13 protein-coding genes and 1 tRNA gene are annotated in these 20,547 nt (G+C 48.0%); 7 read left to right on the top strand and 7 right to left on the bottom strand.

Going from position 1 to position 20,547, the window contains the following annotated elements:
- Positions 1-25 precede the first annotated feature (25 nt).
- The 5 genes from PREMU_RS08800 to PREMU_RS15275 are packed head-to-tail and all read left to right on the top strand — an operon-like array spanning position 26 to position 5,092.
- Positions 26-1,843, top strand: a complete 1,818-nt coding sequence (locus PREMU_RS08800) for a beta-N-acetylhexosaminidase (RefSeq protein ID WP_007574619.1) — start codon at positions 26-28, stop codon at positions 1,841-1,843.
- Positions 1,844-1,898: 55 nt separating this feature from the next.
- Positions 1,899-2,729: an N-acetylmuramic acid 6-phosphate etherase gene (locus tag PREMU_RS08795; RefSeq protein WP_007574616.1), complete on the top strand. Its 831-nt coding sequence runs from the start codon at positions 1,899-1,901 to the stop codon at positions 2,727-2,729.
- Positions 2,726-3,574 carry a hypothetical protein gene (locus PREMU_RS08790; protein WP_007574614.1) on the top strand — a complete coding sequence of 283 codons (849 nt, stop codon included), beginning with the start codon at positions 2,726-2,728 and terminating at the stop codon, positions 3,572-3,574. Before PREMU_RS08795 ends, PREMU_RS08790 begins: the two co-directional genes overlap by 4 nt.
- A gap of 13 nt (positions 3,575-3,587) precedes the next feature.
- Positions 3,588-4,805 carry an MFS transporter gene (locus tag PREMU_RS08785; RefSeq protein ID WP_007574612.1) on the top strand — a complete coding sequence of 406 codons (1,218 nt, stop codon included), beginning with the start codon at positions 3,588-3,590 and terminating at the stop codon, positions 4,803-4,805.
- Entirely contained in the window at positions 4,802-5,092 is a 291-nt protein-coding gene (locus PREMU_RS15275) for a hypothetical protein (RefSeq protein ID WP_007574610.1), read from the top strand. The genes PREMU_RS08785 and PREMU_RS15275 overlap by 4 nt, the downstream gene beginning before the upstream one ends.
- An 808-nt stretch (positions 5,093-5,900) precedes the next feature.
- Here PREMU_RS15275 and PREMU_RS08775 read toward each other — a convergent pair.
- The 5 genes from PREMU_RS08775 to PREMU_RS08755 all read right to left on the bottom strand — a co-directional run bounded on the left by PREMU_RS08775 (position 5,901) and on the right by PREMU_RS08755 (position 13,667).
- A tRNA-Met gene (locus PREMU_RS08775) sits at positions 5,901-5,973 on the bottom strand.
- Positions 5,974-6,178: 205 nt separating this feature from the next.
- Positions 6,179-7,567, bottom strand: a complete 1,389-nt coding sequence (locus PREMU_RS08770; RefSeq protein WP_007574608.1) for a DUF5016 domain-containing protein — start codon at positions 7,565-7,567, stop codon at positions 6,179-6,181.
- 27 nt (positions 7,568-7,594) lie between these two features.
- The gene (locus tag PREMU_RS08765) at positions 7,595-9,130 is read right to left on the bottom strand and encodes a glycoside hydrolase family 30 protein (protein WP_156803988.1); all 1,536 of its coding nucleotides are present in this window, start codon (positions 9,128-9,130) and stop codon (positions 7,595-7,597) included.
- Between the two features lie 24 nt (positions 9,131-9,154).
- A complete protein-coding gene (locus PREMU_RS08760; protein ID WP_007574606.1) occupies positions 9,155-10,666 on the bottom strand; it encodes a RagB/SusD family nutrient uptake outer membrane protein in 1,512 nt (503 codons plus the stop codon).
- 19 nt (positions 10,667-10,685) lie between these two features.
- Complete coding sequence (locus PREMU_RS08755) at positions 10,686-13,667, bottom strand: SusC/RagA family TonB-linked outer membrane protein (RefSeq protein WP_040558200.1); 2,982 nt, start codon at positions 13,665-13,667, stop codon at positions 10,686-10,688.
- 323 nt (positions 13,668-13,990) lie between these two features.
- On the opposite strand from PREMU_RS08755, the gene PREMU_RS08750 reads away from it, so the two are divergent.
- Positions 13,991-15,553, top strand: a complete 1,563-nt coding sequence (locus PREMU_RS08750; RefSeq protein ID WP_007574603.1) for a DUF6377 domain-containing protein — start codon at positions 13,991-13,993, stop codon at positions 15,551-15,553.
- A gap of 147 nt (positions 15,554-15,700) precedes the next feature.
- On the opposite strand, the gene PREMU_RS08745 is transcribed toward PREMU_RS08750, so the two are convergent.
- Together PREMU_RS08745 and PREMU_RS08740 are read right to left on the bottom strand one after the other, a co-directional pair.
- Positions 15,701-15,901 (bottom strand): hypothetical protein, encoded by a 201-nt coding sequence (locus PREMU_RS08745; RefSeq protein WP_156803987.1) that lies wholly within the window; start codon positions 15,899-15,901, stop codon positions 15,701-15,703.
- A 15-nt stretch (positions 15,902-15,916) separates the two neighbouring features.
- Entirely contained in the window at positions 15,917-19,234 is a 3,318-nt protein-coding gene (locus PREMU_RS08740) for a leucine-rich repeat domain-containing protein (RefSeq protein WP_007574601.1), read from the bottom strand.
- A 721-nt stretch (positions 19,235-19,955) separates the two neighbouring features.
- Here PREMU_RS08740 and PREMU_RS08735 point away from each other — a divergent pair.
- Positions 19,956-20,546 carry a TetR/AcrR family transcriptional regulator gene (locus tag PREMU_RS08735; protein WP_007574597.1) on the top strand — a complete coding sequence of 197 codons (591 nt, stop codon included), beginning with the start codon at positions 19,956-19,958 and terminating at the stop codon, positions 20,544-20,546.
- Position 20,547: the final 1 nt, after the last annotated feature.

Here is a 20,547-nt window from a genome sequence, read left to right as displayed (position 1 = left end):
ATCTCTGATTATTTAGAAAAGCATTATGAAGAAACATATTGAGATTTTAATCTTTCTGTTTGCCTTATCTATCACGGCTTGTGCTACAGAGATTGATATTATACCGCAACCTCAGAAGTTGAAAGTCCAAAATGGTATGTTTATCATTGACGAGATGACATGGATTTCCGCACCATCCGACAGGGACTATCAGCGCGTGGCGTCGTTTCTCAAGGACCGTCTAAGCAAGGGGGCGGGTATAAGCGTTCGTATGGTCAATGACAGAGCTAAAGGGAGTGGCATTACTTTCAGCAGGGTTAATGGTTTAGGTAAAGAAGCTTACAGGTTGAAGGTTACGGCAAGCGGAATTGTAATAGAGAGCAGTCAGGCCAACGGTGCTTTCTATGGGTTGCAGACCCTCTATCAGCTTATGTCCCCAGAGATATATGGCAACAAGAGGGCGGCGAAGCCCTGTATGGTGAAGTGTTGTGGGATCGAGGACAGTCCGCGATTCTCATGGCGTGGACTACAACTCGATGTATGCAGTCATTTCTTTGGGCCTGACGGCATCAAGCGATATCTTGACCTCATCGCCATGCATAAGGGGAATGTCTTTCACTGGCATCTCACGGAGGATCAGGGATGGCGCATACAAATTAAGCGCTATCCCCTGCTAACAGAAAAAGGATCAATACGAAAAGAGACAGTCGTCGGTACTTATAAGTCGAAAATTTATGACGGAAAGCCTTACGGAGGTTTTTATACACAGGACGAGATACGTAGCATCGTGAAATATGCGGCCGATCGGTTCATCACCATCATTCCTGAGATAGAAATGCCTGGGCACTCGCTGGCAGCAGTGTCGTGCTATCCGGAATTATCTTGTCAATTGGAAGATAAGTATGAGGTGGGAACGCGGTGGGGCATCTATCGTCAGGTCTATTGCCCCAAAGAGAACACTTTTAAGTTTCTGGAAAATGTATTGGGTGAGATTTTTGCATTGTTTCCGTCCAAGATTATTCACATCGGAGGTGATGAATGTCCTAAATCCAGTTGGAAGAAATGTCCCCATTGCCAGGCTCTGATAAAAAAGCTTGGACTGAAGGATGAATTTGGGTTACAGAGCTATTTCATACAGCGCATTGAAAAATATGCCAACTCCAAGGGACGCACTATCATCGGATGGGATGAGTTACTTCAAGGAGGTTTGGCACCCAACGCCATGGTTATGTCGTGGCTGGGCGAGGAAAGTGGTATCAAGGCTGCTAAAATGCATCATAAGGTCGTCATGACGCCTTACACCAAATATTATCTTGACTACTATCAGGCCAACCCGGCTACAGAGCAATTATGTCAGGACCGTGAGACCAACCTGCGTACGATGTACGACTATAATCCTTTGCCAGATACACTTAGCGAAGAGGAGAGGCAATACATTGTCGGCGTGCAAGGTTGTGTGTGGACGGAGTATATTCCCGATATGAGACGTGTGGAATACATGGCTTTTCCACGTGCCTGTGCCATACTGGAAACAGCATGGACCAAGAGTAGTAAGGACTGGCAGGCTTTTACGCGGCGGTTGGAGTATCACATGAATCGGCTGAACGTCCTGAATGTTAATTACTGCAGAGCGTTCTACGATGTGGAGATTACAGCGCACGATGATGACCGGTGGGATAAAGTCATTACAATGACAGTCGATTGTCCGGATGTCGTCATCCGCTTTACTACCGATGGTTCTGAGCCTTCTATGCAATCTCCTGCCTATGCTATCCCATTCACAATCAATCAGGCACAGGTTGTCAAGGCAAGGGCCTTCCGTAACGGGCAACCACTGGGAAAGACGGTGTCAAAGGGATTTTAGAAAATAACAGTCGAAACAGAAAGTACCATATAAAACTTTTAATAAAATTATTACTATGGCTTTGAGATTAACAGAACAATCCTCCAAATACGATAACTTGGAGAAAAAATCAGTAATGGAGATCATCACTCTTATCAACCAAGAAGATCAAACTGTACCATTGTCTATCAAGAAAGTGCTACCTGATCTGGAACGACTTATCACGGCCATTGAGAAGCAGTTACGTGCTGGTGGACGTATGTTCTATTGTGGATGTGGTACTGGTGGTCGCTTGTCAGTCCTTGACGCCATAGAGTTGCCGAATACATACGGTATTGATCCAAACATGATACAATGTGTGCTGGCCGGGGGAGTTGAAAATCTCGTTCTCGCCCTGGAGGATAGGGAGGATGACATTGAGGAAGGGTGGCGTATGCTGAAAGAAGAACGTCATGTCACACCAAAGGATATTGTCGTGGGTATCTCCGCGAGTGGTACTACTCCATTTGTGTTGGCTACACTGAAGAAATGCCGGGAGAAAGGCATTCCTACTGGCTCATTTGTCAATAATTCCAATTCGCCGATATCCAAGTATAGTGACTATCCTGTTGAAGTTGTTACAGGTCCTGAGTTTGTCACAGGTAGTACCCGTATGAAAGCTGGCACATCCCAGAAACTTATCTGCGATATGATTTCCACAACTGTCCTCATTCGTCTTGGGCGTGTTGAAGGAAACCGTATGGTCAACGTTCGTCTTATCAACGATAAGGTCGTTGATCGCTCTGTTAGAATGTTTATGGAGCGCAATCCTCAGTTCACTGACTATGATTATATCGAAAAAATCATTAAGGAGACTGGAAGCGTGAAGAAAGCCGAGAATTACTTGAAAGAGAAAGATGAATTATGATAATGATTGCTGACAGCGGTTCCACGAAGACTGATTGGGCTTTCTTACATGATGATGGAAGAATTGTCCACTTTACCAGCGCAGGGTACAACCCCAATTATGTCACAGGGGAATACATTTATGCTGACATAAAGCAGAACGTGCCGACAGGCATCAACTTGGACAACATTAATGCCGTCTATTTCTATGGCGCCGGCGTTACCGAATTGCAGTATGGCTTTATCGAGAAGACTATGCGTTGCGTCTTTCCGCAATGTGCTACGGTTGAAGTAGCCATGGATACGTTAGGTGCTGCGCGTGCGTTGCTTGGTGACGATCAGGGGTTGGTTGTCATACTCGGTACAGGGATGAACAGCGCCCTCTACGACGGCAGGTGCATCACTATGAATATAGACTCGCTGGGGTTCATCCTCGGTGATGAAGGCAGTGGTGGCTATATGGGGAAACGTCTGATGATAGATTATTGCAGACACAATATCACGGGGCGAGTCTATGAAATGGTAAAGAATGAGGTGGGGCTCAATAGCGATGAAGTCATTGATCAGATCTACACAAAGCCATTCCCCAATCGCTGGTGCGCAAAGTTCGCAAAATTTATCGGTAAGCATATTGATGATGATCCATACTTTGCTGAACTCGTCAGCTCATCCTTCCGTAACTGTTTTGATAAGATTCTTACGCATTATCCTTCTTATCAAGATTATCCAATCAACTGTGTAGGTTCTGTGGCCTACTACTTCCGTCCCATGTTGGAAGCGGTCTGCCACGAGTATGGTATGACCATTGGGCGCATCATGCAGTATCCCATTGATGGCCTTGTGGAATACCACAAAAACCACTCATAACTGAAATATCAACATGACCGCAGAGAAGGATCGTTTCATTGTACCTTTGATCTATATCGGGGCAATGTATTTCACAGTAGGTTTTACCCTTGGCATCAATTCCTACCTTGTGCCATTGCTGCAGTCGGCAATGCGGATGCCTGCTGGAGCTTCCTATCTCATATTGGCAGCTAACTTTATGGCATTTCTTGTATTGTCCTATCCAGCCTCACTTATCATAAGGCGAATCGGCTATAAGCGCACGATGTCATTCTCTTTTCTGTGTTATGCTGTTGGATTCTTATGTTTTATTTCTTCGGCCTATGCCCGTTCCTTCGAAATGTTCATCTTGGCTTCATTCATCTGTGGTACTGCTAATGCTATCCTGCAATCAGCCATCAATCCCTATGTTACGATCCTCGGGCCGATAAACAGCGCGGCACGCCGTATGAGCATCATGGGCATATGCAATGCTACGGCATGGGCAGTGGCTCCAAATATTCTCTCAATTATCATAGGCAAGTCTATCGATCAGGCAGTCTTGACGGACATCACTTTACCATTCTCCATTATTATCATTGTCTCACTGGTTCTTGCCCTGGTCATGTACAAAGCCCCTTTGGAAGAGATTAAGGCTGTTGGAGAAGGAGAGGACAATGCTATCGACTGTCCGTATGCACAGGGGAAGACGTCAATATGGCAGTTCCCACATCTCATCCTTGGTGCCATCACCCTTTTCTTATATGTCGGAGTCGAGACAGTGGCAGATGCAACGACCGTTGACTATGCTCAGAGTATTGGCTTGGCTGATGCTGCTCATTATGCTGTGTTCCCAAGCCTTGGCATGATTGCAGGTTACATCATGGGCATTATTGCCATACCGAAGTATATTTCACAGTGCAATGCCTTGAGAGTATGCTCTATAGTCGCCATTATCGGCACGTTGATGGTTATCATTGCCCCGCCACGTCTTTCCGTATGTTTTGTGGGATTTATCTCTCTTGGATGCTCGCTTATGTATCCGTCAATATGGCCGCTGGCAATGGTCGATCTTGGGAGGTTTACCAAAACTGGGTCGGCATTGCTGGTGACAAGTATCGTCGGAGGCGCCTTCATACCAACGGCTTTTGGCTACCTCAAAGATGCTTTCGGAAACCAAAATGCTTATTGGATTTGTCTTCCCTGCTTTTTCGCTGTCTTGTTTTATGCTTTATCGGGGTATAGAATTAGGGTTAACTCAAAAATGACATGACATCTGATAATCTTCCCATTGCATACTTGCTAAACATCACTGAGATATCACTGCTGTGTCAACGATATCCCAATAATTTTTCATTGATCGCTGAAATTTTATTGATATTTGTTGGGATTCGGTTGGATTCCAACTATTCTTTTGCCAAACGTGTATTGTTGACGAATGGCAAGACCCGCCATCTGAAGCGTAGCGGGAGTACGGATGTGGGGCACATCGTGCGTGTGAAGTTTCTGGTCTCAGAAGGTGACACCCTGGTGCAAGGATTGGAAGAGACCCGCCACTAACAATCTATTTCTATCAGCCCCATCACAGAGAGCGAAAAGGCAGACGGCAACACCCCTTACTACAACTTGAATGGTATGCGCGTGAGCAAGTCCACGAAGGGAGTGTACCTCCACAATAGCAAAAAGATAATCATCAAGTAAATGGAAAAATGAGGAAAGCAGCATATATAAAACCTTTCACAGAGGTAATCGAAGCGAACAGCAACGCCTTGATGGAGACATAGAGCATCGGCGTTGACAACGATCCCAGCCATGCCATTGGTCCTGGCGATGAGGACGACATCATAAAGATGCAAGAGACCATTCATGATGTCGATGCGTCAACGGTGTAAAGGCAATGCGATTACAGTGTAAAGGCAATGCGATTACAGTGTAAAGGCAATGCGATTACAGTGTAAAGGCAATGCGTCAACGGTGTAAAGGCAATGCGAGACGATTCCGGTTCGTCATCGGATGGTGGGACTTTTGTTTGCCTGTGCTTCTTTATGTGGATATTATACCATGGAGTATAAACAGGAATCTCCCAATCTTCCCGTAATACTGCTGCCGGGAGATATTGTGAGCAGTGGCGAAAAGAAGAGCCCAGTATCTGTATCTATAAGGAAATCACACTCTACATAAAAGGTCTTGCTGCCTCTGAATGATTTTTTCAGAGCCATGAACATTATATTAATTAATGTATTGTCTACAACTCTCTCTGCTTCATGAATATTGCCTGAACCGCCATAATACTGTCTGAAAAGTGTCCCGGATGAAAAAACGAAAAACACTCAGAAGTCGATATTACTGGACTTCTGAGCGTCTGTAGTTGCGGAGGCAGGACTCGAACGTGCGACCTCCAGGTTATGAGCCTGGCGAGCTACCAACTGCTCCACTCCGCGATGTACCAAATATTGTTTTTATCTCATTTCTGATTGTGGATGCAAAAGTACGAAGAAAAACAATACCCGCAAAATATTTACGGGATTATTATGTATATTTAGCAATTTATTGATGTAAATCAATTTGTATAATAAGTGGCTGCCCTATGAGGCAGCCACCTCAAAGCAATTCATTCAATATGAGTTCAGTAAATAGAAGGTGAGCTCATTTCTTCACAGCCGAGAGTACACCTTTACCTACACCTTTCGTTAGGTCGAGTGTGAGTACCCATGTGTCACCCGGAGTGAGTGTTACGTCATTCGGCACATAGATGTTGCCATCATCGTGGCCATCCGACCCCGTACCAATCTTGAACACATTACTTGTGGAGGTAATGCAATGGTCACTTCCTGAACCTTTGAACTCCGTACCCCAGCCTGCCTGACCGAAGAACTTGAAGTTGATAGTTGACGGATCATGATGCAGTTGCTTATCTACGGTCATGGTCACCTTGTAGACTTTATTCTTCACTGGGGCCATACAGACATCATACTTAACGCCAGTCCACCAGCTGATATTGTTCTGATAGAACGGAAGGAAGGCTGGTTTATTAAAGGTGCAAGCACCGATGATCCAGACAGCGCCGGTTCCGTCGTCATTGAGAGAAGCAGGATTAGCGCCATTCATAGCCCAGATACGGAAACATTTGTAGTCGTAGTTGGCCGCAATCGTGTACATGCCCGTGACAGCGTTAAACGTGAACGAGCCGTCGGAATTCTTTGTGAAGAAGTCAGGATCATAATACCAGTCATCACCATCTGCGGCACTGTCTGTGAATTTATACTTTAACCCTTGAATAAGGCCACCGACATAGTAGAGGTTGTTCTTGTCGATGGTGATCTCCACAGGCTTGGCATTTGGATCGAGTATGGGTTTGTACTCATATGTAAGCGTATTGAACGTTACCTTGATGTTGCCGATTGCCGTACTGACGAATGAGAGTGGGGTCGTTACGCCTTGTATGCATCCGTCACTTCCCTCACCAAAGGTGATGATGTTGCCGTTTGAACCCTGAGCAGGAGCTGAGATGTAGCCGGAAAGCAGATTGGTAGCCGACTGTACCGTTGTGGAGAAGAGATAAGGATTGGAGGCGTCAGGCGTCATTTTGTATGTCCGGTCGCCCGTCACAAGATTGATATAGTCGTACTTAGGTCTTGATACAGCGATATCGATGTCTTGCTCCGTAGTTGTGAAGTGGGTATTTTGCAGCACGAGTTTCAGTTTCGCTGTTCCATCAGGAATGTCTTTGAGGAAGGGCACATAGACCTTACCTTTGTAGTTGCCTTCCGTCTTTGTGCGCAACGTGGTTTGCCCGACGGCCTCATCATCGAAATAAAGGTAGGCTTTCAGAGTGGAAAGAGCCACGCCTCCCTCATCCTTACAGTTAGCGGAGAAAGAGAGGCTGTCACCAAAGAGTGCCGACGTGGGTACATCTTGAGAAGTGATCACCGGCTTGCCGTCGCCGCGCGGCAGCGGGTCATCGTCGTTGTTGTTGCAGGCGGAGAGGCAGAGGGCAGCCAGAGACGCCATGCAGAATATCTTGAATGTTTTCATAGCTAATCAATAATTGTCAGTTGAGAATTAAAGTCTGTCCCATTTACATGACACCACCCCTGAAGCCGGTACAGTCACCTTGAAATACTGGTTACCGTCGCTGACAGTCATCGTCTGATTCTCTGAGCTTTCATTCAGCAACAGGAGAGCATAGGAGCCATCGGGGTTAAGGAACTCCGCGTGGCTGATGCCTGGGAGCTTCGGGTCACGGCTTGTGCCGATGCGCTGTGCACCCGTTTCTACTGCAGCTGCCGATTGGGTAATGACATAATAATGAGAGTTGCGCGAGATATGCGTGTAGTTGTTGCTGATGTCCACGGCCCCATAGCACGTTTGGCATCCGCCGTCAAGATTGGGTCCGAGCCTGTCGTCGAGCATGAGATTCCACACGAGCACAGCCTTGCAATGGCGGTTTACAGTGCCGAGCACAATACTCTTCATGTCAGCCACAAGCCGTTTTGAGAGATTACGTCCATCGTTCCATGTACCGATAGAGCTTTCCGAGAAGATGAGATCCTTTGTAGGTGCCTGTTGGTGGATGTCATCCAGCTCTGTGTTGCTGCCTCCGTAGTCGTGATAAGCGGCGCCTACAACGAGCTCAGATCCGTCAAAACTACTTCCGAGCGTATTGTAGACCTTGACAGGATAATCCTGTTGGTCACTGATGCCATCGTAGTTGTAGTTGTGATCGAAAACATAAATCTTCGTCTTGAGATGATTCTTCTCGAAGTCAGCCGCCAGAGCTTTCACGAAAGGCGCCTCTTCTTGCCACGGCATATAGAGCGAAGCGCAATTGCCTTTGTTCAACGGCTCGTTTTGAGGGGTTATGGCATAGATGCTGATGCCCTCAGCTTGCATAGCCTGGATGAAGCGCACGAAATAGTCGGCATAAGTCTCGTAATAGTCGGGATTCAGATGTCCGTCAGTCCAAGCATTGTGTGCCTTTTTCGTAGAGATATCCTTCACCTTCATCCATTTCGGACATGTCCATGGTGATGCGATGATCTTCAAGTTTGGATTAATAGCAAGAATTTCCTTGATGACAGGAATGACATAGTTTTTCTCATCATTCTGCAAGACGAAGTGCTGCAGCAGATCTGTATCAGGACCTTTCGTATCACAGAGCGTGTACTCGGTGCTTGAAAAGTCATTGCAACCGATGGAGATGCGCGCATAGCTCACGCCGTATCCCTCCGTCGTACTGTAAGTCTTCTTAAGGAAAGTCCTGCGGTCGGCTGCGCTCATCTTCAGGAGGTTATAGCACGACGAATAGGTGAGCGCGAATCCAAAGCCATCTATCTTCTGATAAGTTTTCGAAGCATCGAGCCGGAGCACCGTAGCGGCCATCGTGGAGCCCTTCGTGATGTCGGCAGTGGCATTCTTGAGGTCGTAAGCACCATTGGCTGTCGTCATGAGCAGCGAGGCTACTTTCTTGCCTGTGGAAGGCGTGTCGGGGTTGGTGCCGGGTGTCTCCCCGCCATTCTCCGATGAACTGCCACAGGCCATGAGCAGAGCAGTTAGCACAGAAGTTAATATTTCAACTATCATATACTTCTTTTCCATTGTATTTGGCATAAAATCTTTAGTTTAATAACCTGGATTTTGCGTGAGATTCTGATTCTCGTCAAGTGCAGTCTGTGGGATAGGCAGGAGGTAAGAGTTGGCATTGTAACTCTTGGCTAACTTCAGTCTTCCTGAGTCACGGCTATTGAGATTGTTCATCACACTTTCCACCTTTCCGTTACGCACGAGGTCGAACCAACGCTGACCCTCAAGCGCCAACTCAAGGCGGCGCTCATGGAGCACGGCCTCGACCATAGCATCCTTTGAGTTCATTTTAGAACTGTCAAGATCTTTAAGTTTCACACGCTCACGAATGATGTTGACGAGCTTTGCACTGTTCGAGAGATCGCCTTTGTAAGCATAAGCCTCGGCCTCAAGAAGCATGATATCGGCTAAACGAAGGATATATTCATTATTGTACCCGGAACGCAGTTTATACATGAACGGATAATGGTCTGACGGATAATAATTGGACCAACCGCACTGATAGTAGACGATGGTCTGGTTGCGTCGCACCGTATCTCCCTCATTGTTGAAATCGTTGATGAGGTCGCGTGAAGGTGTGGCCCATTTAGCCCACGAGAATGACTGATCATAGTTCTCCAAACAGCGGCCGAACATCCACGACTCCCAGTTGCCTGCACCCGAATACCAGTGCACTTCAAGGATTCCCTCTGAGGTGTTACGTTTCATGCAATCTTTCTTCGAGGAATCCCAGCCCCACAGTGTAGCAAAATCGGGTTCGAGTGTCAGCCCGGGGGTAGCGCGCACTTTCTCTGCATAGCTGATGACCTTGTCATAATCCTGCACGGCTTTCTCCGCATAGACCTTGCAGAGCAGTGCCTGTGCCACAGTCTTTGAGAGCAGAGTGCGGTCAGCATTATCAAAGTCGGGAGCATACTGTTCCGCATCGGTCAAGTCACTGATGATCTGCTTGTAACACTCCTCTGTAGTGGCTCTTGGTGGGAAGTAAGCCGGATAGACGGAGTCGATGTTCTTCGACGTAATGGTTTTTGGAATGGTAGTCACCATAGGCAGCGATCCCCAGATACGCGTCATACGGAACATATTGAGTGCACGGGAAATCTCACCTTCAGCTTTCCACTGATGTCCTTCTGTCTCTGTCACCTTGCCTTCACTCATGAGCTGGTCTACACCATTGATAAGCACATTGGCCGTGGCGATATCCTCGAGGTAACGGCTCCAGTCGCGTGCCATGTCAGGGTTGCTGGCATCAATCGTGTTGGTCTCATAGGGCACGACCTCAGCCCCCACTGTACCTACATAGGCATTGTCAGAGTGGCAATCGCCGAGCAGAACATAGTCAAGGTGCATGTGTTCCTGGCGGTTACGCAGCAGCTCATAGACAGCCTTGCGCTGCGAGACAGCAGCATCCCGGTCAGCGAGCACCGCTTTCGTGGTGTCGGTGAGTTTACCCTCCGTTATCTCCGTTGGGATGGAGACGGGATCATAGTCGAGCGAGCAACCGGCCAGCATTGTCAGGAGAGCAGCAAATATGATATATTTAGTTTTCATGATGATACGATTTTAAGAATTAAAACTCCACTTTCACACCCAGTACGAAAGAGCGGCTGGAAGGATAAGTACCCCAGTCGAGGCCCTGTACGGCACCACTGTCGCCATACTGGTTGACTTCCGGATCGCGGCCTTTGTACTTCGTAAACGTAAGGAGATTGGTGGCCGAAACGTAAGGCTGCAGTTTCGTTAACCCAAATCGGCTGATGATGTTGAGCGGAACGTTGTAAGAAAGTGAGACATCCTTTACGCGCAGGTAACTGCCGTCCTCAATGAAATAAGAGGAGTTCTTGATGTTCCAGTTCACACGCGGCACATCCGTGGCTTGACCAGGAATCTGCCAGCGACGCAGCACGCGAGTCGACTGGTTGCGGCCATCGTACATACCTTCGGTCTCCATACGGGAGACGTTGTAGACATCGTTGCCATAGGTACCCTGGAGAAGGATGCTCAGGTCGAAGCCTTTGTAGGAAAATGTGTTGGTCATGCCATAGGTGAAGTCGGGATTCGGGTCACCGATATAGGTGCGGTCTGAAGCTGAGACGATGCCATCGTCATTCACATCCTTATAAATCATGTCACCGGTCTCGTGATCTACGCCCTCAGCCACGTATCCGTAGAAGCTGCCAAGCGGACGTCCGGGAACATTGCGCACCACATATTCTGCTACGACCTCTGATGTGCCTGCTGCCCACTGGATAGGCACGAACTTCAGACTTTTCAGTTTGTTGCGGTTGAAGGAGATGTTGAAATCAGTGTTCCACTTGAACGCTCCTGTAAAGTTCTTTGAACTGACAGTGAACTCAAATCCTTTGTTCTCCATCTCGCCTCCATTGTAAGTAAGGCTGCGTGCGGCTGCAGAGCCAGCAGGAAGGGTGATACTCATAAGCATGTCCTTTGTACGCTTGTAATAGTAATCGGCATAAAGCGTGAGACGGTTGCCGAGCATTGTTAGATCGAAACCAAAGTCAAACTGATGGGTTGATTCCCAGGTCAGTTCGGGATTGCTTAGCGTCGACTGTGTGCGTGTAGGTACGGCGTTAATGTCGTATCCCTCACCGAACCACTGCACGCGGTTGATGCTGTACTGTGCGAGATAGCCATAGTCGCCCAAGCCACTCTGATTACCGGTCTCACCCCATCCCCCACGGAGTTTGAGGTCGTTGATCCACGAGATATCCTTCATAAACGGTTCGTTAGATATACGCCATGCTGCGGAGAACGATGGGAACCAGCCCCAGCGATGACCAGGGGCAAGCTTGGAACTGCCATCAGCACGCATGTTGGCTGTGACCATGTAGGTGTCGTTCCAGTTGTATTGCAAACGTGCGAAGTAAGACATGATCGCCCACTGCGACTCCCCGGAGCCTGTACCAGTCCATGAGATGCGGTTGGCGGCGTTGAGGGTCTTAATCTTGTCGTCAGCATAGTCGTAACCGTCGATGTAGCTGTGCTTCCAGTCGCTCTTGGTCCAGGAAGATCCGGCCATGGCGTCGAGGCCATGCCTGCCGAAATGGTGTTTCCAGTTGACCACATTATCCCAGATAAGCAACTGATTGGTGTAACGGTTGTCCGATCCCTCACCTTTTGTGTCACGGCCGTCGTGGGTCGAAACCGGATCAAGGAAATTGGTGGTAGTGGTCTGCGTGCGGTCGAGGGTAAAGGTGGATGTCCAGTTGAGTTCTCTGGTGAATTTTACCGTAGCCTTACCTGTAGCAATGAAGCGTGCGTTTTCACTCTTGTTGTCCTTCGTACGGGCAAGGCTTTCTAAGGGCGAATCGATGTTAGCGCCGTAGAACGTAGTGTAGTACTGATTGGGATTGTCGGGGTCCCAGATAGGTGCATAGGTCGGTGTGGCAATGATGGCCGGCACTACACCACCGCGGTTGGCGCCCGTACCACTGATGATGCCCGTACCTTTATAGGTATAATCGGAATAGTTGATATTAGTGCTTAGGTTGAGCCACGGTTTGATGTCGTTGTCGAGCGCCACACGCCCGTTGTATCGCTTGAAGCTTGAGGTGATGATGACTCCTGTCTCACCGGTGTAGCCACCGGAGATGATATAGCGCAGGCGGTCATTGCCGTTGGTCACCTGAAGCTGATAGTCCTGTACGCCACCGGTGCGGTAGACCTCGTCTTTCCAATCGGTCTGGTCAGTGAGTCCGTCGGGCAGTTTGATGAGTCCGATCTCGTCCATCAGTTTCTTATATTGAGCAGTGTTGAGTGATTTCTGGTTGTCGCGTACGGTATTGAAAGCATAGTGTGCGTTGAGTTCTACCTTCGTAACACCTTGCTTACCCTTCTTGGTGTTGATGATGATGACGCCATTTGCGGCACGCGATCCGTAAATAGCTGCGGAGGATGCATCCTTGAGCACCTGCATGTTGTCGATGTCATTGGCTTCAAGGAAGGAGATGTCTGTCATCGGCACACCGTCGACGACGAAGAGTGGGGCGTTGCTTCCGTTAAGAGATGTGGTACCACGCACGCGAATGGTCGGTGTAGCACCCGGCGTACCGCTGGCCTGCGACACTTGCAGCCCGGCTGCCTTACCCTCCATGCCCTGTACGGCAGAGACGATGGGACGCGTGCTGAGGTCTTCAGCTGAGACTGTGGAGACGGCTGTCGTCACATCCTTACGCTTCACGGAGCCGTAACCGATGGCGACAACCTCGTTGAGCGTGTTGCTCTCCTCCTGCAGGATGACATGAACACCCGAACCGCCTTTCACGGTAGCGGCCTTGAATCCCACATAAGTAATCTTTAGAGATGTTCCCGGCTTTACGTTCAAGGAGAAGTGGCCATTGAGGTCGGTAATGGTGCCTGTGTGACCGTCGGTAGCAACGACAGAGGCACCAATGATGGGTTGATTGTCTGCATCGACCACTGTACCCGACACCTTGCCCATTTGGGCAAAGGATGGTGTGGTGAGCAAGACCATGAAGAGCATGGCCAGTAACCGACTGACTGCTGAGGTTTTTCTTTGTTTTTCCATCATGATCTTTAGTTTTATGATATTTATTTTAGATTCATCTGCACTCCCACAAGGGATCGATGCTCTTATCGTTCAACTGATAGTATTATTTTTTGCAAAGGTAAGAAGAAATATGGTACGCTGTTAGCCTTGGGGTGTAAAAAGTGGTAGAAGTGGAAGGAAATAATCATTCAGTGAACTTATAACCAGTGAGTTATATCTTATTCGATTAAATGAATTGGTGGTAACATTTGTATTAAAATTCCATTGTGTTACGCCATAACTTACCATCATATTGCTTTTTTTTCGTAACTTTGCAATCAACAATAAATCTATTAACAGTGAAAATGAGAAACAACTTATTCCGCTTTCTCTGCGTCCTGGCCTTCCTGTTGATGTCAGCCTCTCCCGCTCTGGCTTACCAGCAGTATCACGTACTCGACGAGGCATTGGAGCAGAGCCCTAAATATATCGCGGCTCACGAGCAACAGTTGAACCGCCTAAAGGCTCAGTTGTCCGCAACCCATAGCTTGCCCCAACGTTTCAAGCTCAGCTATCGGCTCTACAAAGGTTACATGTCTTTTCAGACCGATTCAGCCCTGGTGTACCTTGACCGTTGCATCTCGCTGGCTCAGGCATTGGGCCATACGGCTTTTGCAGCGTCGTGCCGTGCGCAGAAAGCCACACAATTCTCTATCGCGGGGTATTATCCTGAGGCGCTGACGACTCTCAGCAAGCTTAACCGCAAGGAGCTTGACAGGACAGGCTGGCAGAACTACTACTACGCGCTGAATCACGTTTATGGGGAGATGGCCTCTTATACGGGCGACAAACTTCTCCGCACGCAGTTCTTTCACAAGGCCGACAGTTACCGCGACTCCATGTATGCTGTCTATCCTGCTTCGAGTGAGGCGGTGCTGATGAAGCGTGAGATAACATGCTCCAGCCGCAAGGATTTCGCCCGTGCGCTACTATACAACGACCTTCGTCTGCGCCTTGCGTCAAAAGGCAGTCACGCTTACGCCATCGTCGCCTATTTCCGCTATGTGGAATTAGAGGGCATGGGGTGTGAGAACGAAGCCCTCTACTGGCTCACGGAGTCGGCGTTGGCTGACGTACGCAATGCCGTGACTAACCAGGCCTCATTGTGGATCCTTGCCGACAAGCTTGACAAGAGTGGTGACATCGACCGCTCCCACCGCTACATCGACTACGCCTGGCAGTTTGCCAACCTCTTCGGGGCACGCGTGCGCAACTGGCAGATATCACCGATATTGCGCAACATCGACAGCAACTTTCAGGAGAAAGAGGCACAGACAAACCGGCAACTCGCCCTCCTCGTTGTACTCGTCAGTATGTTGTCGGTCGTGCTCATCGTCTCCCTGGCTTACATGATGCGGCAACGACAACAACTCGCTAATGCGAACCGTCAGCTTGACGAGAGCAGCCGCGTGAAAGAAGCCTACATCGGACGATTCCTCACCACGTGTTCACTCTACATCGACAAACTCGACAAGCTGAGGCTGTCAGTCAACAGGATGGTGAAAAACCATCAGTACGACAAAGTGTTGGAGCTGACGCGTACGGCTGGTATGAAAAGCAAGGATATGGAGGCTCTCTACCAACATTTCGACGACGCGTTTCTCAATCTGTTCCCTTCCTTTGTTGACCAAATCAACGCACTGTTGCGCCCTGATGCCCAGTTTGTGCTTCCTGATCCCTCACGCCTCAACACCCCACTCCGTGTCTTCGCCCTTATCCGCCTGGGCATGGACGACAGTACGAAAATTGCGGAATGCCTCCACTACTCGGTCAACACAATCTACAACTACCGCGCAAAGGTACGCAACGGTGCCCTCGGCAAACGTGACGAGTTCGAGGAGAAAGTGAAGATGATAGGGACGGCGTGACCGTCTCTGCTCATTTTTGATCTCCCTTGATTCGCTTGAGATAGACGCCGGGTATGTCACCAAATTCCTTGAAATATTCTCTTACGCCTTTATTAATAATTTCGGGAGGAGACTATGGATGTCACCTCCCGAAAATTAATAATATGATTAGTCCTCCCAAGGATTATAATTCTTTAAACTATCTTCCGGTTCCTCGATAAACCAGCCTTTTTTAGCACCGATGTCGCCCTCGTCGCCGGGACCAATGGTATGGTCGTTGTTGACACCGATACTCCATGTTTCCATCAAAGCGTAATTATTCACTGCAATTACCTCTGTGAATGGCTTCGCATATACTGTTTTTTTCATTCTTCGTTCCTCCATTTACTTAATAATTACTTTCTTGCCATTGTGAATGTAAATACCTCTTGTCGGCTTGTTGACTCTCATGCCATCCAGATTGTAATAAGGAGTATCCTCCCCCTCAGTTGCATCTGTCGGGCCATCGATGCCGGTAACAGTCGAACCGTCATTAAAGACAATCATGAATCCCATGGCATGAGAAGGTGTTTGGCCGGCCATGCGGAGGTAAGCCTTGAAATAGGGGAAATTGACACCGGCCTCGAGCTTGACAAACTTGCCCTGGCTCTTGCTGAAGGCATAATACTGGTAGCCGTTCACATTCTGAATAAGGGTATCTTCCACGGCTCCCATCATGCAGTTGTTGCCTGTCTCGTTGTAGCCGAGGTTGGTCAGGGCCGATTTGTCGTGTGCCTGCGTCTCGTCCATCCGGCAGTAGGAGTTTACCGAAGCAGTCTCCTTGCTGCGGATGAGTGCGCCGACAAAGGCCGGAACGTAATAGTTGTCAATGCTGTAAGCCTTTACGAACGGATTGCCTGTGTCGTAGGCATGAGTGTACTCCATCGGAACGTATGGCTTGATGTCATTGTCGCCCAAGTTCTGCGGATAAACCACATCGAAGGGGAAGCACACTGAGCCACCGTTCCTGCTGGTAGTCTGCGGTATCCTGTAGGTAATATTCAGCGTATGGCCCTGTCCCCATACTTTTTTATAGTCATCTACCTTACTCTTCTTGACATAGATACTTTGGTTGTCGTTGAAGGGATAGTCATCAGGCATTTCATAGCCTATGGAATTGAGAGTCGCCGGCGTGTTGCCAACGAAATACAGTCCTTTAAGCTGTGTGCCGGCCCTAAAGGCATCCAGTCCGATGGAACCGATGTCAGCAAGCATGACAATAGCCTTTACCTTGGTATCGTTCTGATAGGCGAAGTCGAGAACTGAGCTGACCGTGTAGGTCTTTTCAGGCCAAGCCTTGCCGTAAACATCAGTGTTTGCACTCTCCTTGGCCTTCTTGTCAATGATGACGGAGGTGCGTGGTGTGTAGAAGCTGATGACGCCTACATTGTCGGTTGATGTCGGGAAGAACTCTGTACCACGGTCGTAGCCGGCTGCGGAGACGAATGACGGATGAACCTCCTTGAACATGTTGTTGTAGTTATCCACGACAGATCTGTTGCTCTCGTACCACTTCTTGCGAACGAAGATCGTGACGTCCTTTGGATTTGTTGACTGGTACAAGATGTCGGCATCCAGCGTGGGAACATTGTCGGTGCCCATGAAGCTAAGCGACTTCAGATTCTTACAGAGCGCAAGGGCACGGGTCTTGATTCCGGTCACACTCTTTGGGAAGGTGATGTTCGTCACCTTGTCGCTGGAATAAAAGGCGTACTGCCCTACAGTCGTAAAGTAAGGAATCAGGGTGTACTTGGTATCTGCCTTACCTGCCGGGAAAGTAACAAGTGTCTTCTTATCCTTGGAACAAAGCATTCCGTCGAGGGAAGAGTAGCTTGAATTGTCTTTATCGACATTGATTGCAGTAAGAGACTCACAGAAGTTGAAAGCACCCGTTTCAATGTTTGATACATTCTTGGGGATGTTGATGGTCTTCAGTTTCTGGCAGTTGTCAAAGGCCTGCTGCTCTATCTTTGTAACGCTCTCGGGCAGTGTGATGTTCGTGATGCCGCTGTAAGCGAAGGCACCTTGTCCGATGGTTGAGATGGATGCCGGAGCCTTGAAAGTAACGGTGGTCAGTGACGGTGTATCGAGGAAAGCACCTTGCTCGATGGAGGTCACGGAAGCGGGCATCTCAAATGATCTCAGTTTTGGATCATGGGCAAACGCTTCCAGCTGAATGGTTTTCAAGCTGCTGTTGCCGGCAAAGACAACATTCTCCAAGTTTTTATTGTTGCTGAAAGAATTTTTAGTAATCTCCTCTAACCGTGAGCCGCCCTCAAATGTTACCGTCTTCAAAGCGTCCATGGAGGTGAACGCTTTGGGCTGTATCGTTGTTACAGATGCAGGAATCGTTATTTTGGTCAGGGAGTTCGCCTGGGAAAAAGCCTCACTCTTGATGGTCTTCAACTTTGAGCCACTCTCAATGTTGATGGCTTTGATAGCACTGCCGGTAAAAGCATTAATCCCAATTTCCTCCACATCTTTCGAAACGGTAATGGTTGTCAAGTCTGTTGTACCGAGGAAAGCATGGTCGTCAATATACTTGACGCCAGCAGGAACCGTGTAGTCGCCGGACTTCTTTGTGGCACACAGCATCAAGTGGTCACCAGCCTTATTGAACAGCACGTCACCAACGGCCTTGTAAGAGGGATTGTTGGTGTCTACATTAATGTGTGTTAGCTTGGCACAGCCTGAGAAAGCTGACTCACCGATGTCCTTCACGTTGGGTCCGATGTTTATGGTTGTCAGTGCATAGGAGTACTGGAAGGCCGTCGGACTGACGGTTTCCACTTTATTCAGGTGCAGCTCACTTACATTGCTTACATAGAAAGCCATTCGCCCAATGGTCTTGATTCTTGAGGGGATGGTATAGGGGTGCGGACTGGCATTGCCTCTATGATGGTGCGGATAACTGATGATGGCGTCCCGGTTCTTGTTGCAGAGCACGCCACCGTCGATGGTGCTGAGTCGGGGATTGGCCTCGCTCACCTCATATTCTCGCCCCGAACACACGAAAGAAGGTCCATAGAATTCTGTTAAGGTAGAAGGAATGTAAATCTTCCCTAACTTGGTGCATTGACCAATTCCCCAAACTTCTACCTTGGTTACGCCCTCTGGAATAAACAGGTCTCCTTCCTTTCCGGGAGGACACATGTGTAGGGTCTTGCCGTCGGCACTGTAGAGTACGCCGTTCTCTGCCTTGTAGTTCGGGTTACCGGGCTTCACTACAAACTCCTTAAAACTGGGATTCACGATGAACACCTCGGGTCCAATGCTGGTGCATGAGGCAGGAATGGTAACCTTGGTAAAGGTCGGGTTGTCACACTGCTTGAAAGAACCGCGCGGGATAGATGTCAAAGTTTCAGGAAACACGATTTCTGTAACTCCGGTCTTGATTTGATTGGGAATCCATGGAATTACCGAGGTAACTTTATAGCTCTCGTGATCCTGCTCGTTGGTAACCGACCCCGGAACATTCACAATGCCGCTGCCTCCAATTTCATAGATGGACACCGTGTTATTGGCAGGATTATTTAAATCCTTGGCGGAAATCTGATAGGTTATATCACCAACCTTGAATCTTGTTCCCACTGTCTGAGCATGTGCTCCTGTCGCCGACATTATCAACGACAACAACAGAAATAAAAGTTTCTTTTTTCTCATTTTCTTGATAAAATAAATATTCTGGTTTATTATTATTTAAACATCATTTATGGTAGAATACCCCCTAATGACCAAGCTTATATCAAATGACAAGCCTTCGCAAAGGGATACAAGAATTCAGGCGAAGGAACCACATATATGTCCTTTGTCTAAAGGGGATGCGCCGTGTCTCACGCGCGCGTATAAGAAGATGTTGTGGAGAAAAGTTACACCAGTAGCGCCTGTGTGTGTGTGTGTGTGTGTGTGTGTGTGTGTGTTAGCAAAATATCTGAGCTAACCAAACATAACGAGTTAAAAAGAGTTAGGATATTTATATTTCCCTGCCCTTTTGCAACTACCATCTTACTATCGTTATAATTACACACTTGCATCAAAAATGGAAATGTATGCAAAGTTAATCATTCTCTCTATAATAGACAACTTTTTCTTATATTTTTTTTCAGATTTTATAGGAAATAGTGTGAATAATAGAGAACTAATTCTCCGTTCCCATACGGCCCGGTTGTCTTAGCATTTCAGTTCGCCGCAAGGTTACTTGAAAAAGGGCTCTCATGGGGGGTGCATATCAGTCGAAGAAGGGACACAAATCGTTCTAACCTTAAAAAATGTCATATATATCGTTATTTTCTGCCCGCATGCTTGCCGGTCTCATCAAAAAATGATAATTTTGCACACAGTATATCAATGTGCAGTACTCGTGCAGTTATATAAAGATAATTCAATGTCGATATCCAAGACACGGCAAAAACTGGTTGACGTGGCGCGCCAGCTTTTTGCCAAGAAGGGTCTTAATGGCACCACGATGAATGATATTGCTGTGGCGTCAGGTAAAGGTCGCCGTACGCTTTACACCTATTTTAGCCGTAAGGAGGATATTTACTACGCGGTCATCGAGTCAGAGTTGGAGCGGTTGAGCGACAAGCTCGACGAAGTGGCTTCCAAGCGGATTCCCCCGCAGGATAAGGTTATAGAGCTGATCTATACCCATCTGACATCTATTAAGGAAACCGTGGTTCGCAATGGAAACCTTCGTGCGGAGTTCTTCAGAAATATCTGGACGGTGGAGAAAGTACGCAAGAACTTCGATGAAGACGAGATGGAACTGTTCCGAAAGGTGTATGCGGAGGGAAAAGCTGACGGCGAGTTTGATATTGAAAATATCGATATGGTGGCCGACATCACACATTATTGTATTAAGGGTCTCGAAGTCCCGTTTATCTACGGACGCCTCGGCCACGGTCTCACGGAAGAGACATCCCGCCCGCTCATCGCCAAGATTGTCTATGGCGCTTTAGGCAAGAAGTCAAGATAGC

This window comes from Hallella multisaccharivorax DSM 17128 (genome assembly GCF_000218235.1).
Lineage (GTDB): Bacteria > Bacteroidota > Bacteroidia > Bacteroidales > Bacteroidaceae > Prevotella > Prevotella multisaccharivorax.
The sequence above is the reverse complement of the archived record's forward strand: the minus strand, read 5'-3'. Positions and strand labels throughout refer to the sequence as shown.

Coding starts and splice junctions, on each gene's coding strand:
- PREMU_RS08800 (WP_007574619.1), top strand. CDS start 26: ATGAAGAAACATATTGAGATTTTAATCTTTCTGTTTGCCTTATCTATC.
- PREMU_RS08795 (WP_007574616.1), top strand. CDS start 1,899: ATGGCTTTGAGATTAACAGAACAATCCTCCAAATACGATAACTTGGAG.
- PREMU_RS08790 (WP_007574614.1), top strand. CDS start 2,726: ATGATAATGATTGCTGACAGCGGTTCCACGAAGACTGATTGGGCTTTC.
- PREMU_RS08785 (WP_007574612.1), top strand. CDS start 3,588: ATGACCGCAGAGAAGGATCGTTTCATTGTACCTTTGATCTATATCGGG.
- PREMU_RS15275 (WP_007574610.1), top strand. CDS start 4,802: ATGACATCTGATAATCTTCCCATTGCATACTTGCTAAACATCACTGAG.
- PREMU_RS08770 (WP_007574608.1), bottom strand. CDS start 7,567: ATGAAAACATTCAAGATATTCTGCATGGCGTCTCTGGCTGCCCTCTGC.
- PREMU_RS08765 (WP_156803988.1), bottom strand. CDS start 9,130: ATGGAAAAGAAGTATATGATAGTTGAAATATTAACTTCTGTGCTAACT.
- PREMU_RS08760 (WP_007574606.1), bottom strand. CDS start 10,666: ATGAAAACTAAATATATCATATTTGCTGCTCTCCTGACAATGCTGGCC.
- PREMU_RS08755 (WP_040558200.1), bottom strand. CDS start 13,667: ATGATGGAAAAACAAAGAAAAACCTCAGCAGTCAGTCGGTTACTGGCC.
- PREMU_RS08750 (WP_007574603.1), top strand. CDS start 13,991: ATGAGAAACAACTTATTCCGCTTTCTCTGCGTCCTGGCCTTCCTGTTG.
- PREMU_RS08745 (WP_156803987.1), bottom strand. CDS start 15,901: ATGAAAAAAACAGTATATGCGAAGCCATTCACAGAGGTAATTGCAGTG.
- PREMU_RS08740 (WP_007574601.1), bottom strand. CDS start 19,234: ATGAGAAAAAAGAAACTTTTATTTCTGTTGTTGTCGTTGATAATGTCG.
- PREMU_RS08735 (WP_007574597.1), top strand. CDS start 19,956: ATGTCGATATCCAAGACACGGCAAAAACTGGTTGACGTGGCGCGCCAG.